This window comes from Streptomyces sp. OZ13 (assembly GCF_052068155.1).
Taxonomy (GTDB): domain Bacteria; phylum Actinomycetota; class Actinomycetes; order Streptomycetales; family Streptomycetaceae; genus Streptomyces.
The window spans coordinates 74664-89732 of sequence record NZ_JBQHCZ010000010.1; the positions used below are offsets into that span (position 1 = coordinate 74664).

Annotated in this window: 11 protein-coding genes; 3 read left to right on the top strand and 8 right to left on the bottom strand. The window is 72.6% G+C overall.

The window, feature by feature from the left end; all coding sequences use genetic code 11:
- The first annotated feature begins 113 nt into the window (after nucleotides 1-113).
- A complete protein-coding gene (locus tag ACTMTU_RS22235) occupies nucleotides 114-515 on the top strand; it encodes an ATP-binding protein (RefSeq protein ID WP_441265263.1) in 402 nt (133 codons plus the stop codon).
- Between the two features lie 297 nt (nucleotides 516-812).
- On the opposite strand, the gene ACTMTU_RS22240 is transcribed toward ACTMTU_RS22235, so the two are convergent.
- The 4 genes from ACTMTU_RS22240 to rpe all read right to left on the bottom strand — a co-directional run bounded on the left by ACTMTU_RS22240 (nucleotide 813) and on the right by rpe (nucleotide 5295).
- Entirely contained in the window at nucleotides 813-1688 is an 876-nt protein-coding gene (locus ACTMTU_RS22240) for an RNA polymerase sigma factor SigF (RefSeq protein ID WP_441265264.1), read from the bottom strand.
- A 142-nt stretch (nucleotides 1689-1830) separates the two neighbouring features.
- Nucleotides 1831-3273, bottom strand: coding sequence for a GuaB1 family IMP dehydrogenase-related protein (locus tag ACTMTU_RS22245; protein WP_189473635.1), 1443 nt, complete (start codon nucleotides 3271-3273; stop codon nucleotides 1831-1833).
- Nucleotides 3274-3454: 181 nt separating this feature from the next.
- Nucleotides 3455-4498 (bottom strand): sugar-binding transcriptional regulator, encoded by a 1044-nt coding sequence (locus ACTMTU_RS22250; protein WP_005319937.1) that lies wholly within the window; start codon nucleotides 4496-4498, stop codon nucleotides 3455-3457.
- 110 nt (nucleotides 4499-4608) lie between these two features.
- Nucleotides 4609-5295 (bottom strand): ribulose-phosphate 3-epimerase, encoded by a 687-nt coding sequence (rpe, locus tag ACTMTU_RS22255; RefSeq protein ID WP_441265265.1) that lies wholly within the window; start codon nucleotides 5293-5295, stop codon nucleotides 4609-4611.
- Between the two features lie 137 nt (nucleotides 5296-5432).
- Between rpe and ACTMTU_RS22260 the strand changes: the two genes are divergently transcribed.
- Complete coding sequence (locus ACTMTU_RS22260) at nucleotides 5433-7583, top strand: MMPL family transporter (protein ID WP_441265266.1); 2151 nt, start codon at nucleotides 5433-5435, stop codon at nucleotides 7581-7583.
- 22 nt (nucleotides 7584-7605) lie between these two features.
- Here ACTMTU_RS22260 and ACTMTU_RS22265 read toward each other — a convergent pair whose 3' ends face one another.
- Together ACTMTU_RS22265 and fmt are read right to left on the bottom strand one after the other, a co-directional pair.
- Nucleotides 7606-9039 carry an RsmB/NOP family class I SAM-dependent RNA methyltransferase gene (locus ACTMTU_RS22265; protein ID WP_441265267.1) on the bottom strand — a complete coding sequence of 478 codons (1434 nt, stop codon included), beginning with the start codon at nucleotides 9037-9039 and terminating at the stop codon, nucleotides 7606-7608.
- A 34-nt stretch (nucleotides 9040-9073) separates the two neighbouring features.
- Entirely contained in the window at nucleotides 9074-10018 is a 945-nt protein-coding gene (gene fmt / locus ACTMTU_RS22270) for a methionyl-tRNA formyltransferase (protein ID WP_441265268.1), read from the bottom strand.
- A 229-nt stretch (nucleotides 10019-10247) separates the two neighbouring features.
- On the opposite strand from fmt, the gene ACTMTU_RS22275 reads away from it, so the two are divergent.
- Nucleotides 10248-10745 carry a hypothetical protein gene (locus tag ACTMTU_RS22275; protein WP_441265269.1) on the top strand — a complete coding sequence of 166 codons (498 nt, stop codon included), beginning with the start codon at nucleotides 10248-10250 and terminating at the stop codon, nucleotides 10743-10745.
- A gap of 612 nt (nucleotides 10746-11357) precedes the next feature.
- On the opposite strand, the gene ACTMTU_RS22280 is transcribed toward ACTMTU_RS22275, so the two are convergent.
- Both ACTMTU_RS22280 and metK read right to left on the bottom strand, forming a co-directional pair.
- Nucleotides 11358-13493 (bottom strand): primosomal protein N', encoded by a 2136-nt coding sequence (locus ACTMTU_RS22280; RefSeq protein WP_441265270.1) that lies wholly within the window; start codon nucleotides 13491-13493, stop codon nucleotides 11358-11360.
- Between the two features lie 179 nt (nucleotides 13494-13672).
- Nucleotides 13673-14881 carry a methionine adenosyltransferase gene (metK, locus tag ACTMTU_RS22285; RefSeq protein ID WP_441265271.1) on the bottom strand — a complete coding sequence of 403 codons (1209 nt, stop codon included), beginning with the start codon at nucleotides 14879-14881 and terminating at the stop codon, nucleotides 13673-13675.
- Nucleotides 14882-15069 lie beyond the last annotated feature (188 nt).

Consider the following 15069-nt stretch of genomic DNA (forward strand, 5'->3'; position numbering starts at 1 on the left):
CGACCTCGGCCCGGCCACGCCCGAACCGCCGGAAACCCTGGCGCTCCCGTCGTTGTGTGAGATACCGGTGCGCGGGGTTGATACTCGCGCGACTTCTGGGTATGCGAGCGGTGATGAACGCACAGCCGCAGGTGGTGATCGAGGAATCGCCCCATCAGGAGAGCAGGCACAGCGCGGGCGCCCGTACGGCCACCGCGGAGTTCCTGCTGCAGCACTGCGCGTGGGCCGACGCCGACGCGGTGCTGCTCGTCGTCTCCGAACTGGTCACCAACGCCGTGCGCCACACCGCCGGCTGGTGGCGGCTGCGTCTGACGGTCGGACACGACACCCTGGTCGTCCAGATGGACGACTCCAGCCCGCTGCCACCGGTCCCCCGGCAGCCGGACCTCGCTGGCGGCGGCGGCTTCGGATGGCACATGGTGCAGCGGCTCGCCGGCTGCGTGGAGGTCCGTCAGGTCCCCCACGGCAAGAGCATCCGGGCGACATGGGCGCGCCCCGCCACGGCCGGCTGCTGACCGCCGCTCCCTCTTCCCTCCCGCACCCGCCACCGGCGACCTGAGGCCCTCGCACAGCACGGATCCGACGCGCACGACGGAGCGGACGCGTACAGGACGGACCGGATGCGCACGACGGGCCGGACGCCACGGCGGACCCGATGCGCACGACGGGCCGGAAAGCGGCGTCCTGGCGGACAGGACGCCGCTTCTCCCGTGGGGGGCTCCGATCTCCTGAGGGTCCGGGCCTTCGAGGGACCCTGACCCTGGCGCGGTACACGGCGGGCGGCCGTGGCCGCCCGCCGTGTACCGCAGAGGTCACTCCACGACGAGGAGTCCTTCACGCAGCCGTCCGGTGATCCGCGACAGCAGCCGGGAGACATGCATCTGGGAGACGCCGAGCTCCGCGCCGATCTCCGACTGCGTCATCTCCTCACCGAACCGCATCTGAAGGATGCGCCGGTCGCGCTCGTCGAGCTCCTCGATCAGCGGCTTGAGCGCCTGCACGTTCTCCGCGATCTCCAGCTCGGCGTCCGGTGCGCCCAGCCGGTCGGACAGCGGCACGGCCCCGTGGTCGGAGGCGTCGTCCATCGGCATGTCGATCGAGCCGGCCGTGTAACCGTTGCTCGCGACCACGCCCTCGATGATCTCTTCCTCGTCCATCCCGAGGTGTTCCGCGAGTTCGGCCGTGGTGGGTGTGTGGTCGAGCTTCTGCGAGAGCTCGTCGACGGCCTTGGCGAGGTCGATCCTCAGTTCCTGCAGCCGCCGCGGGACGTGCACGGCCCAACTGGTGTCACGGAAGAAGCGCTTGATCTCACCGATGATGTACGGGACGGCGAACGTCGCGAACTCCACCTCCCGGCTCAGCTCGAAGCGGTCGATCGCCTTGATCAGGCCGATCGTGCCGACCTGGATGATGTCCTCCATCTGCTCCGCGCGGTTGCGGAACCGGCCCGCGGCGTACTTCACGAGGGCCAGGTTGAGCTCGATCAGGGTGTTGCGCACGTATTGGTATTCGTGGGTGCCCTCCTCAAGTGAGGCCAGCCGCACGAAGAAGGTCTTCGAGATCTCACGTGCGTCCTTGGGTGCAACCTCCCCCGGGTTCTCCACTTCCGGAAGCCCCAGCTCCACGATTTCCGGGCGCTGCGCTTCAGGCCGCGTGAGTTCGGTCGGGACCGTGCTCGCCGTGGACACTTCGTCCTCCCCTGCTCCGATGTCAGTGCGACAGCGCGCCTACCCGCGACGCCGTGCCGCATGCGTACAAAGTCGAGTTGGCCGAAAACCGACAAGGTCCGGCCCCCCACGTCCTGGGAGGGCCGGACCACTTGACTGCGGGTCAGTTCCAGCTGGCGTGCAGGGGCTTGCCCTCCGCGTAACCGGCCGCGCTCTGAATGCCGACGATCGCCTTCTCCGCGAACTCCTCCAGGGAGCCCGCGCCGGCGTACGTGCACGAGGACCGGACGCCCGCGATGATCGAGTCGATCAGGTCCTCGACACCGGGACGGCTCGCGTCGAGGAACATCCGCGAGTGCGAGATCCCCTCTTCGAACAGGCCCTTACGGGCACGGTCGTACGCAGACTCCTCGCTGGTGCGGTTGCGCACGGCGCGCTTCGACGCCATGCCGAAGGACTCCTTGTAGAACCGACCGTCGGGGGCCTGCTGAAGGTCGCCCGGGGACTCGTACGTGCCGGCGAACCATGAGCCGATCATGACGTTGGACGCACCCGCGGCCAGCGCCATCGCCACGTCGCGCGGGTGGCGGACGCCGCCGTCCGCCCAGACGTGCTTGCCGAACTTCTTCGCCTCCGCGGCGCATTCCAGGACGGCCGAGAACTGCGGCCGGCCCACACCGGTCATCATGCGGGTGGTGCACATGGCGCCGGGGCCCACACCGACCTTGACGATGTCCGCGCCGGCCTCGATCAGGTCGCGCACGCCTTCCGCCGCGACGACGTTGCCGGCGACGATCGGCACCTGCGGGTCGAGGGCGCGAACGGCCTTGACGGCGCTGATCATCGACTCCTGGTGGCCGTGCGCGGTGTCGACGACCAGCGTGTCGACGCCCGCGTCGAGCAGCTGCTTGGCCTTGCCCGCCACATCACCGTTGATGCCGACGGCCGCGGCGATCCGCAGCCGGCCGGCGGCGTCGACCGCGGGGGTGTACAGCGTCGCGCGCAGTGCGCCCTTGCGGGTAAGCACACCGGCGAGCCTGCCGGAGCCGTCCACGGCGGGCGCGTAGCGCCGGTTGGCGCCGTCGAGGGTGTTGAACGCCTCGCGGGGGTCGATGTCCGCGTCGAGGAGCAGCAGGTCCTTGGACATGACCTCGGACAGCTGGGTGAACCGGTCGACCCCGGCCAGGTCGTGGTCGGTGACGATGCCGACGGGCCGGCGCTCCTCGTCCACGACGACGCCCGCGCCGTGTGCCCGCTTCGGCAGCAGCGACAGGGCATCGGCGACGGTCTGGTGCGGGACCAGCACGATCGGGGTGTCCAGCACGTGGTGGCGGGTCTTCACCCAGGAGATGACGTCGGTGACGACGTCGATCGGGATGTCCTGGGGGATGACGACGAGTCCGCCGCGGCGGGCGACGGTCTCGGCCATCCGGCGGCCGGCGATGGCGGTCATGTTGGCCACGACCAGCGGCACCGTCGTGCCGGTCCCGTCAGGGGAGGAGAGGTCCACGCCCTGCCGCGAACCGACGGCCGAGCGGCTCGGCACCATGAACACATCGTCGTACGTCAGGTCGTACGGCGGCTTGATGTCGTTGAGGAAACGCACGTGCTTAACATCCCAGTCGATCGGAGTCGGCCCCCCGGCGATGCAGCCGGAGGAAATCGCACGTACTTCATTCTCCCATGCCGGCACCCCGGAACCGCTCAGGACAATCGTCCAGGTCAGAAGGGGTGCCTTGGTGTGATCGCACCAAGGCGTTCGGCAGCGGACCCGGGCCCGCTGCCGCTCAGTCGTCCGGGTCGGCGCGCTCCAGCGCCGGGCGCGGGCCGGGCGCCGCGGTCAGCAGCAGGTCGGCCGCCGCCGTGTCCGTCACAAGGCTGGTGACCAGTCCTGAGCGGAGCACGGCCCCGATCGCCTCCGCCTTGCGCGGGCCGCCCGCGATGGCCACCACCTCGGGAATGCGGCGCAGCCGGTCGGCCTCGACGGTGATGCAGCGCTCTCCCAGGTCGCGGCCGACCCTGCGGCCCTGGGTGTCGAAGAGGTGGGCGGACATCTCGGCGGCCACACCGAGGGAGGCGTAGTGGGCGCGCTCCTCGTCGGAGAGCATGTCGTGGACGGTGGAGATGCCGGGCTCCCAGGAGCCGATCGAGACACAGGCGACGGTGACCTTGTCGAAGTAGTCGAAGGCCCGCGCGATGCCCGTCTGATGGCGCAGCGCCGCGGCCGTCGCGGGGTCGGGCAGCAGCATCGGGGCGTAGATGGGGTGCGCCTCGCCGCCGGACACCTGGGCCGCTCTTCGTACCGCCTCGACGGAGCCGCGCTCCGCGGTGCCCGCGTCGTACACACCGGTGAGCTGGACGACCGTGCACGGCGGCAGCCGGTCGAGGGCCGCGGCCATGTGAATGGTGGACCGGCCCCACGCGAGGCCCAGCACGTCGCCCTCGGCCACCAGCTCGCCGAGCAGATCGGCGGCGACCTCGCCCAGGTTCTCCGGGTCGGGCGACTCGTCCGCGCCCTCCGCGGGCGACTCCACGACGACCGCGTGCCGGAGCCCGAAGTGGGCGCGCAGCGCGTCGGAGCGCTCGGCGTCCAGCTCGGCGGGCACGCGAATCTCGATGCGCACGAGATCACGCTCGAGAGCGGTCTCCAGGACCCTGGCGACCTTGAAGCGGCTGACGCCGAACTCCTCGGCGATCTGGATCTTGGACTTGCCCTCGAGGTAGAAGCGACGGGCCATGGCCGCCGCCTGCACAAGCTCAGCGGGCCCCATCCGCAGGGCAGACCGTCCCGCCGACCTAGCAGACACCGCGATCTCCTCACTGCTGTTCATGCCGTACAAACTTGCCGCTGTACACACTCCGGATCCGCCATCCTGTCAGATCCGTGCGCCCTTGATCAGCCCTGCCGGGCCAACATCGGTTGAACAAGCGCGGGCACGGTTCAGTGCCCGCACGCCCAGGCGGCGGAAGCGGTCACCGCCGCCGCCTGGTCACGAAGTTTCCGCACCGCCGCCGCCGGATCGTCCGCGCCGTAGACCGCGGAGCCCGCCACGAACACGTCGGCGCCCGCCTCCGCGCACTGCTCGATGGTCGACGCCGACACCCCTCCGTCGACCTGCAGCCACAGCTGGAGGCCGTGCTTGGAGATGAGCTCCCGGGTGCGGCGGATCTTCGGCAGCATGATGTCGAGGAACGCCTGACCGCCGAAGCCCGGCTCCACGGTCATGATCAGGAGCATGTCGAGTTCGGGGAGCAGATCCTCGTACGGCTCGATCGGGGTGGCGGGCCGGAGGGCCATCGAGGCCCGCGCGCCCTTCGCCCGGATCTCGCGGGCCAGGCGCACGGGCGCGGCGGCGGCCTCGACGTGGAAGGTGACGGACCCGGCCCCCGCCTCGATGTACTGGGGAGCCCATCGGTCGGGATCCTCGATCATCAGGTGGCAGTCCAGCGGGGTGTCCGTCGCCCTGGCGAGCGACTCGACGACCGGCACGCCCAGGGTGAGGTTGGGCACGAAGTGGTTGTCCATCACGTCGACGTGGAGCCAGTCGGCACCCTCGACGGCCTTGGCCTCTTCCGCCAGGCGCGAGAAGTCCGCGGAGAGGATACTGGGGTTGATCTGAACGGCCATGCGCCAAGACTGCCATGTCCCCGGGCAGTTCCCCTCCCCGGGACGGCACTCGGTATGGACCAACGACACACCGGACCGGCCCAGCCCCCCGCAATCCCGGCGATTCGGTCCCCCGCAGCGGCAGATACGGGAGCGTCATGGCGGACGCGCAACACGACACGGCATCCCCGGGGGCGGCCGGAAAGGGATTCGCGCACCTCGTCTGCGGACGGCGCAGCAAGTGGATCGTGCTGGTCCTGTGGCTCGCGGTCATCGTGCTGGCCTTCCCCCTGGCGCAGAAGCTCTCGGACGCACAGGACAACGACGCTTCCTCCTGGCTGCCGGGTCGCGCCGAGTCCACCCAGGTCCTGACCGAGGCGGAGGACTTCCGGCCCGAGGTGATCCCCGCGATCGTCGTCTACGCGCGCGAGGACGGTCTCACCGCCGCCGACCGCGAGCGGATCAGCGCGGACATCGCGGCCGTCAAGGAGTTGCGCGACCACGGGGTGCGCGGCGCCGAGACCCGCGGCCCGGTCTTCGACCGGCCGGCGGATCCGCGGGCCGCCCAGGTCTTCGTACCGATCACCATGGACGAGGAGGGCTGGGAGCGGATCGCCCCGGCCGTCGACTCGATCCGCGCGGAGACGGGCACCGGCGGCGACGGCCTGTCGGTGCACGTCACCGGGCCCGGCGGCACCGCGGCCGACTTCTCCGAGGTTTTCGAGGGCATCGATTCGACGCTGCTGTTCTCGGCGATGGCCGTCGTGATCGTGATGCTGCTGATCACCTACCGCAGTCCGACGCTTCTGCTGGTCCCGCTCTTCTCGGTGATCGCGGCCCTCGGCGCCGCTCAGGCCGTGATCTACCTGATGGCCGAGCATGCCGATCTGACGGTCAACGGCCAGAGCGCGGGCATCCTGACCGTCCTCGTGTTCGGAGCGGGCACCGACTACGCCCTGTTGCTGGTGGCCCGCTACCGGGAGGAGCTGCGCCGCCACGAGGACCGGCACGAGGCGATGGCGCTGGCCCTGCACCGGGCGGGGCCGGCGGTGCTCGCCAGCGGTGCGACGGTGATCCTCGGCATGCTCGTACTGGTGGTGGCGGAGATGAACTCCACGCGCGGTCTCGGTCCCGTCGCCGCGATCGGCGTCGCCGTCGCCCTCGTCGCCATGCTGACGCTGTTCCCCGCACTCCTGGTGATCTTCGGCCGCTGGATCTTCTGGCCGGTGGTCCCGCACCTGGGCTCCCCCGAGCCCACCGAGCGCGGCTTCTGGGCCCGGACGGGACGGTCGATCTCCCGTCGGCCGCGGGCGGTGTGGGGCGCCACGGCGGTCGCTCTCGCGGTGTGCGCCCTGGGTCTCACGCAGCTGCGGGCGGAGGGCATCAGCAACGCCGATTCCTTCACCGGCAAGCCCGACTCGATCACCGGCCAGGAGGTTCAGGCCAGGTACTTCCCGGCGGGCAGCGGCGACCCCCTGGTGGTCATCAGCAACGCGGGGCAGGCCCGTCAGGTGGGCGAGGCGGTGGCCGCGACGCCCGGTGTGGTGCCCACGTCGCTCGGGCTGCCGCCCGGCACCGCTCCCGTGCACGAGGGCCGGGTGCTGTTCGAGGCCACGCTGGAGGATCCCGCCGACAGCCAGGCCGCCAAGGACACCGTCGAGCAGGTCAGGGACGCCGTGCACGCCGTCCCCGCCGCGGACGCGCAGGTGGGCGGTGGCACGGCGGCGCTGCTCGACATGGACGCCGCGACGACCCACGACAACATCCTGATCATCCCGCTGGTGCTGCTGGTGGTGCTGCTGATCCTGATGGTGCTGCTGAGAGCCCTGGTCGCGCCGCTGCTGCTGATCGGCACCGTGGTTCTGTCGTTCGCCGCCGCGCTCGGGCTGAGCGCACTCGCCTTCCGGTACCTCTTCGACTTTACGGGCGAGTCGACGGACTTCCCGCTGTTCGTCTTCGTGTTCCTGGTGGCACTGGGCATCGACTACAACATCTTCCTCACGACCCGTATCCGTGAGGAGGCCCGGCGGCAGGGCACCGCGCCCGGCGTGGTCACCGGCCTCGCCGCGACCGGCGCGGTGATCACCTCGGCCGGTCTGGTCCTCGCGGGTACGTTCGCCGCCCTCGGGACGCTGCCCATGGTCGCGTTCGCCGAGATCGGCTTCGCGGTGGCCCTGGGCGTCCTGCTGGACACCTTCGTCGTCCGCTCCGTCCTGGTCACGTCGCTTTTCCTGGACGTGGGCCCGAAGGTGTGGTGGCCCCACGGGCTGTCCCGCGAGGACGCCCGACACGCGGCCCCGCGGTCGTGAGCCGGGCCGCGGCCGGGGAAGGCTAGGCGGTGCGCCGCAGCAGCGCCAGGTACATCGCGTCCGTGCCGTGCAGATGCGGCCACAGCTGGACGTCGGGGCCGTCGCCGAGAGCCGGGACTCCGGGCATCAGCGGGCGGGCGTCCACCCACTCCGCCTCGACGGCCGGGCCGCCGCGGCCGCGCAGGACGTCGTCCACGACGACACGTGTCTCGGCGAGATGCGGCGAACAGGTCGCGTACCCCACCACTCCGCCGACCCGTACGGCCTTCAGTGCCTCACGCAGCAGCTCCCGTTGGAGCGGGGCGAAGCCCTCGAGGTCCGACGGGCGGCGGCGCCAGCGGGCTTCGGGACGGCGGCGCAGCGCGCCGAGCCCCGAGCACGGGACGTCGACCAGCACCCGGTCGAACACGCCCTCACGCCACGGCGGGCGCGTGCCGTCGGCCGCGACCACCTGGTACGGCCCCGGATTGCCGGCGAGTGCCCGCTCCACCAGCCGGGCGCGGTGCGGCTGCTTCTCGGCGGCCAGCAGGGACGCGCCACGGCCGGCGGCGAGCGCACCGAGGAGCGCCGCCTTGCCGCCGGGCCCCGCGCACCCGTCGAGCCAGCGCTCGTCGCTGCCTTCCAGCGGCGCGTCGGCGAGGGCGATCGCCACCAGCTGGCTGCCTTCGTCCTGGACGCCCGCGCGGCCGTCCCGCACGGCTTCGATGGCGCCGGGCTCGCCGCCCTCGGCCAGCCGGACGGCGTACGGGGACCAGCGGCCGGGCAGGACGGAGTCCGCGCCCAGCACGTCCGTCAGCTCGCCGGTGGTCGAACGCCCCGGCCGCGCCACGAGCGTCACCTCGGGCCGCTCGTTGTCGGCCTCCAGCAGGTCCTCGATGCCGGCGCGGCCGCCGCCGAGCGAGTCCCACAGGGCGGAGACGATCCACCGGGGGTGCGAGTGGACGACCGCCAGATGGTCCTCCGCGTCCTCGTCGTAGGGCGGGGCGACCCGCTCGAGCCAGGCGTCCATGTCGTGCTGCGAGATCTTGCGGAGCACGGCGTTCACGAACTTCGCCCGCCCGTCGCCGAGGACCACCCTCGCCAGTTCCACGCTCGCGGAGACGGCCGCGTGCGTGGGGATGCGCGTTCCCAGCAGCTGGTGCGCGCCGAGCGCGAGGACGTCCAGCACCGGCGGGTCGACCTCGCGCAGCGGCCGGTCGATACAGGCCGCGATAATCGCGTCGTAGGTGCCCTGGCGGCGCAGCGTCCCGTAGACGAGCTCCGTCGCGAGCGCCGCGTCCCGCCCGTCGAAGTCGTCCTTCTCGCGCGCCTTCTTCAGCAGCGGCGGCAGGACGAGGTTGGCGTACGCGTCCCTCTCGTCGACGGCCCGCAGCGCCTCGAAGGCGAGGATCCGCACGGGGTCCTTCTTGGGGCGGCGGTACGGCTTGGCGGGACGGTGACGGGACTGCTCACTCAAAAGGTGCTCCGCGTTCGATGAAACGTGATCCCTCTCAGCCTACGACCGGTGCGCCGACCCTCTCGCCAGGAGCGATCCGCACACCCCGCGCCCAGTCCGCCGCACGCATCGGCTTCTTGCCCTGCGGCTGGACCCACAGGAGCTCCACGGCATGGGACCCGGTGCCCACGTGCACATGGTTCTTGCCCGCGTCGAGCTCGCCCGGTGCGAGGTCCTTGCGGTCCGGCAGCAACGCAACCTGGACGAGCTTGAGGCGCTCGCCGCGGAAGGCCGTCCACGCCCCCGGCGCGGGAGTGCAGCCCCGCACGACCCGGTCGACGCGCAGTGCGGGAGCGGTCCAGTCGACGTGAGCGTCCTCGACGGTGATCTTCGGGGCCAGCGTGACGCCGTCCGCGGGCTGCGGCACGGGCCGCAGGGTGCCGTCCTCGATGCCGTCCATCGTCGCCACGAGCAGCCCCGCACCGGCGAAGGCCAGCCGCGTCAGCAGATCACCGCTGGTGTCCGTGGGACGCACCGGCTCGGTGATCACTCCGTAGACGGGCCCGGTGTCGAGCCCTTCCTCGATCCGGAACGTCGCCGCGCCGGTCATCTCGTCACCGGCGAGGATCGCGTGCTGCACCGGGGCGGCGCCGCGCCAGGCAGGCAGCAGCGAGAAGTGCAGGTTCACCCAGCCGTGCACGGGCACGTCGAGGGCCGCCTTGGGCAGCAGGGCACCGTAGGCCACGACGGGACAGCAGTCGGGGGCGATCTCCCGCAGCCGCGCGAGGAACTCCTCGTCGCGCGGCCTCGCCGGCTTGAGCACCTCGATCCCCGCCTCGGCGGCGCGCTGCGCGACTGGGCTGGCGACCAGCCGCCGCCCGCGGCCCGCGGGCGCGTCGGGCCGGGTGACGACGGCGGCGACCTCGTGCCGGTCGGAGGCGATCAGGGCGTCCAGGGCGGGGACGGCGACCTCGGGAGTACCTGCGAAGACGAGCTTCATCGGTGGCTGACTGCCTCTCAGACTGGGCGTGCGGTGACGAGCAGCACACCAGTCTATGAGCCGTGGCGGCAGGGGGCGTACGGGAGCCCGTGCGCCCCACGCACAGGCACATACGCCCCGAAGCGTGACCAGACCCCCCACCGGCGCGTTGGTCAAGAGAGATTGACCGAAGCGGGCCGCCCCGGACGCGACCCGACCCCTTTTAACCGCCGGTTCGAGAGGCTTGTCAATGGCCGACCACGCAACCCACGACGCCCAAGCCCGGGCCAGCCTGCATCTGTTGGTGCGGGACATCGAGCGGGTCCGCCGGCAGGTGGACGCCTTGCGCACGCTCACCGCCCAGCTGGGGAACGTCTACCGCCCCCGCCGCTCCGGCCCTTCCACGGGCTTCGTCGTCTACGGCAGGGCCCCCGCCCCGACCGTCCGCCTCGCGCAGGAACTGCGGGACAGCGTCGAAACCCTCGTGACCGCGGCCGTGGACTTCGACCGCTCCCTCGGCTTCTCCTGGGACGCGGTCGGCTCGGCGCTCGGCGTCACCAAGCAGGCGGTGCACCGCCGTTACGGCTCGCGGCGGCAGGCTGCCGCGGCACAGGCGGAGGGCGCCGCGACGGGCACGCTGCCGCCGCCGGGCCTGTCCGCCGTCCCGGCGGTGCCGGCGGCCCGCTCGATGCCGCCGCAGCCGAGCGACGCCCGCCCGAGCGCCTTCCCGGGTCCCCGCAACGGCTGACACCCCGGGGCCCGGGGCCACGCGCCCCTGGCCCCGGGCCCTCCCCTCGCGGGCCAAGCCCCGCCCCCCGTGGGGTTCGCATCAGCCCCCTGCGCGGCCCGGCGCCATGCCGCTGCGCGGGACCCTTCCCCACCCGCCCCTTCCCGAACCGGGACAAGCCCCGGACCCCATTGGGGGCAGCTGCCCCCAGCCCCCCTCCGGGTAGGGGGATGGTTTGGTGGGGGCTGACGCCCCCGCACCCCAAGGACGCCAGCTTCGCGCCGCGAGCAGTCCACGGGCTCCCGCCCAGAGGCCGGACCGTCGCCCCGCATGCAAGCGCCCATCGGCCTGAAGCGGCCCCACCGGACGCGAGAGGGCGGGGTCGGAGGAGGGGGTGTCCGGAAGTAAAGCGTCGCAACTCGCGCGAAGCGCGGTGAGGACAGCCATCCCGGACACCCCTTCCGGAGGCCCCGACACCCGGCACCCACCACCGGCGCAGCCCCGCCCCGCAAGGGGCGCCCCGAGTCGGCCCCGCACCACGCAGGGCGACACGCAGCGACACCGGGCCGAAGCTCCGCCAGGGGCGACACGTACCCGCACCGGGCCACGCCCGAGACGCGGCCCCTGCCGGCGTCAGCCGATGTCCGGCGGGTCGATGCGGATGCGGACCTGGTCCTGGCCGCCCCGTGCCAGGCGCGCCGCCTGCGCCGACTTGAGCGCGGCCGCCAGCGCCGCCCCGCTGCCCGGCGGCACCCGGAGCAGCGCCCGGGCGGTCCCCGCAGGAGTGTCGGGCCGGCGCGCACCGGGGCGCTCCGGGACCGGCAGCGGGACGGGCCCGAGGATCTCCGCGTCCGGGGGCAGGTCCACGTCCGCGAGGAACGCCGTCACGGCCGGCGTCGCGCCGACGACCTCCGCCATCCGCGACACCGGCGGAAAGCCGAGCTCGGCCCGTTCCGCGAGTTCTCGCAGCGCGTGCCCCGCCGGGTCCCAGCGGACGAGTGCCTGCACGGGCCGCAGCGTCGGTTCTGCGACGACGACGACCACTCCGCCGTCCGTCCGGGGCCGTACGAGCGCGGCCGCGGCGATCCAGCGGCGCAGCGCTTCCTCACCGGCGCGCAGGTCGGGCCGGCCGAGCATGGCCCAGCCGTCCAGGAGCGCCGCTGCCGCGTATCCGCCGTCGGCGACGGGCTCCGCGCCGGGCGTGGAGACGACGAGCGCAGGACGCGCGGGGACGCTGTCGAGGATGTGGTCGCGTCCGGAGGTCCGGACCGGCACGGCCGGAAACGCGCGGCCGAGTTCTTCGGCGGTGCGCCGGGCGCCGACGATCTGCGCCCGCAGCCGGGTGGCCCCGCAGGCGCCGCAGTGCCATTGGGACTCCGTGCGTCCGCACCAGCCGCACCGCAGGTCGCGTTCGTCGGGCGCTTCGAGGGGTCCGGCGCAGTGGCGGCAGCGGGCGGGCGTGCGGCAGCGCTCGCAGGCGAGCCTCGGGACGTAGCCGCGCCGCGGGACCTGGACGAGGACGGGCCCGTCGGCGAGCCCGTCCCTGACCGCCTGCCAGGCGATGCTCGGCAGGCGTGCCGCGCGGGCGGCCTCGTCCCGGGCCAGGTCGTGGTCGCCGACCGTCCGTACGGCGGGGGCGACGGCCCGGACCTGGGCCCGGTCGGCGACGAGCGGCGCCGCCCAGCCGCTCTCGACGAGCTGGGCGGCTTCGACGGTGCAGCTGGTGCTGCCGAGCAGGAATCCGCACCGGTCGTGGCCGGCCCGCAGTTCGAGGACTTCGCGGACGTGGGGGAAGGGGGCGCGGTCGTCGCTGTGGCTGGAGTCGCCGTCGTCCCAGACCACGACGAGCCCGAGGTCCTGCACGGGGGCGAACATGGCGGCCCGGGTGCCGACGGCCGCGCGGACGGAGCCGCGGCGGACGGCGAGCCATTGCCGGTACCGCTTCTCGGGGCCGGATTCGGCGGTCAGGAGTGCGTGGCGCCCTTCGCCGAGCAGGGCGGTGAGCGCGGTGTCCACGCGGGCGGCGCGCCGGCCGTCGGGGACGACGACGAGGGCGCCGCGCCCGGACGCGAGGGTCGCGGCGACGGCGCGGGCGAGTTCGTCGGGCCAGTGCGGTCCGGGCAGTGCGGTCCACACGGCGCGTGGCGATCCGCCGGCCGCGAGGGACTCGATGAACGCCGGGCCCCGCGCGTACCGCTGCCAGGTGGCGGGGGCGGGCGCGGGGGGCGGCGGCAGCGGCTCCGGGGAGGGGGCGGCCTCGGCCCGGCCGTTCCTCGGGGGCACGGCGAGCTGGAGCACGTCGGCGAGGCTGCCCGCGTACCGGTCGGCGACGGCGCGGGCGAGGGCGAGGATCTCGGGGCTGAGGACCGGCTCGGGAGAGACGACGTAGGCGAGTGCGGCGAGCGCTCCCTGGTAGTCGGATTCGGCGCGCCGCTCGATGAGGAAGCCGTCGATCAGGCCGCCGCCTTCGCGGCGTCCGCCGCGGACGCGGTGTGCTCCGGCACCGAAGCGCACCCGCACCCGCACTCCGGGCCTGGCCTCGGCGTCGAGCTCCTCGGGGACGGCGTAGTCGAAGAACTGGTCGAGGTGGAGGGCGCCCTTGTTGACCATGACGCGGGCGACGGGGAGGTCCTTGGCGAGCGCGGCTCCGCGCCAGGTGCGTGGTTTCGCCTTGGGAACCTTGGCCTTGCGGACGCTCTCGCGGATGAGCGCAAGCTGCTCCGGCCCGTCACCGACGGGCTCGGAAGGCTGCTTGTCCTCGCTGCTCACAGCCAAATCCTGCCAGAGACCACTGACAGCGCCGCGGGCCCGGCACCGCACCTGTCCACGCGGCGGGAGTCATGCGGCGCACACACGGCACGAGCCCCGGGGCAGGAGACACATGGCACGAGAGGAGCCCCGGACCGAGAACGGTCCGGGGCCCTTCGTCGAGCCGTGTACGGGCCGCTTTACAGGCCCGCCGCCGTGCGCAGCGCGTCCACGCGGTCCGTCCGCTCCCACGTGAAGTCGGGCAGCTCGCGCCCGAAGTGCCCGTACGCCGCGGTCTGGGCGTAGATCGGGCGCAGCAGGTCGAGGTCGCGGATGATCGCGGCGGGGCGCAGGTCGAAGACCTGGGCGATGGCCTGCTCGATCTTCTCGACGTCGACGGTCGCGGTGCCGAACGTCTCGACGAACAGACCGACGGGCTCGGCCTTGCCGATGGCGTAGGCGACCTGGACCTCGCAGCGCGCGGCGAGACCGGCGGCCACGACGTTCTTGGCGACCCAGCGCATGGCGTAGGCGGCGGAGCGGTCGACCTTGGACGGGTCCTTGCCCGAGAAGGCGCCGCCGCCGTGACGGGCCATGCCGCCGTACGTGTCGATGATGATCTTGCGGCCGGTCAGACCGGCGTCGCCCATCGGGCCGCCGATCTCGAAGCGGCCGGTCGGGTTCACCAGCAGGCGGTAGCCGTCGGTGTCGAGCTTGATGCCGTCCTCGACGAGCTGCTTCAGGACGTGCTCGACGACGAACTCACGGATGTCCGGGGCGAGCAGCGAGTCCAGGTCGATGTCCGAGGCGTGCTGCGAGGAGACGACCACGGTGTCGAGGCGGACGGCCTTGTCGCCGTCGTACTCGATGGTGACCTGGGTCTTCCCGTCCGGGCGCAGGTAGGGGATGGTGCCGTTCTTGCGGACCTCGGAGAGGCGGCGGGAGAGCCGGTGCGCCAGGTGGATCGGCAGCGGCATCAGCTCGGGCGTCTCGTCGCAGGCGTAACCGAACATCAGGCCCTGGTCGCCGGCGCCCTGCTTGTCGAGCTCGTCCTCGTCGCCCTCGACGCGCTTCTCGTACGCGGTGTCGACGCCCTGCGCGATGTCGGGGGACTGTGCGCCGATGGAGACGGAGACGCCACAGGAGGCCCCGTCGAAGCCCTTCTTCGAGGAGTCGTAGCCGATCTCGAGGATCTTGCTGCGCACGAGCGTGGGGATGTCGGCGTACGCCTTGGTGGTCACTTCGCCGGCGACGTGCACCAGGCCGGTGGTGATCAAGGTCTCCACGGCTACCCGGGAAGTGGGGTCCTCCCGAAGGAGGGCGTCGAGAATCGTGTCGCTGATCTGGTCGGCGATCTTGTCGGGGTGACCCTCGGTCACGGACTCCGAGGTGAAGAGACGGCGGGACACATCGCTCCCTGGGGTTGCAGCGGCTGCTGGCTGATCATTGACGGACCGGCAGGGGGCTGCGCCCCGCGACGTTCCGCGACCAGTTTATCGGTCGCGCTCCGGGACCGGACAACCCGTCTCGCAGGCTGGGAGTCCGCTGACCTGGGATCACGACCGAGACGGTACGACGATAGCGCCTGGTGGTGAGC

What these genes read in the sequence shown, in the direction of transcription:
- ACTMTU_RS22235 (WP_441265263.1), top strand. Translation starts at nt 114, where the DNA reads ATGAACGCACAGCCGCAGGTGGTGATCGAGGAATCGCCCCATCAGGAG.
- ACTMTU_RS22250 (WP_005319937.1), bottom strand. Translation starts at nt 4,498, where the DNA reads ATGAACAGCAGTGAGGAGATCGCGGTGTCTGCTAGGTCGGCGGGACGG.
- rpe (WP_441265265.1), bottom strand. Translation starts at nt 5,295, where the DNA reads ATGGCCGTTCAGATCAACCCCAGTATCCTCTCCGCGGACTTCTCGCGC.
- ACTMTU_RS22260 (WP_441265266.1), top strand. Translation starts at nt 5,433, where the DNA reads ATGGCGGACGCGCAACACGACACGGCATCCCCGGGGGCGGCCGGAAAG.
- fmt (WP_441265268.1), bottom strand. Translation starts at nt 10,018, where the DNA reads ATGAAGCTCGTCTTCGCAGGTACTCCCGAGGTCGCCGTCCCCGCCCTG.
- ACTMTU_RS22275 (WP_441265269.1), top strand. Translation starts at nt 10,248, where the DNA reads ATGGCCGACCACGCAACCCACGACGCCCAAGCCCGGGCCAGCCTGCAT.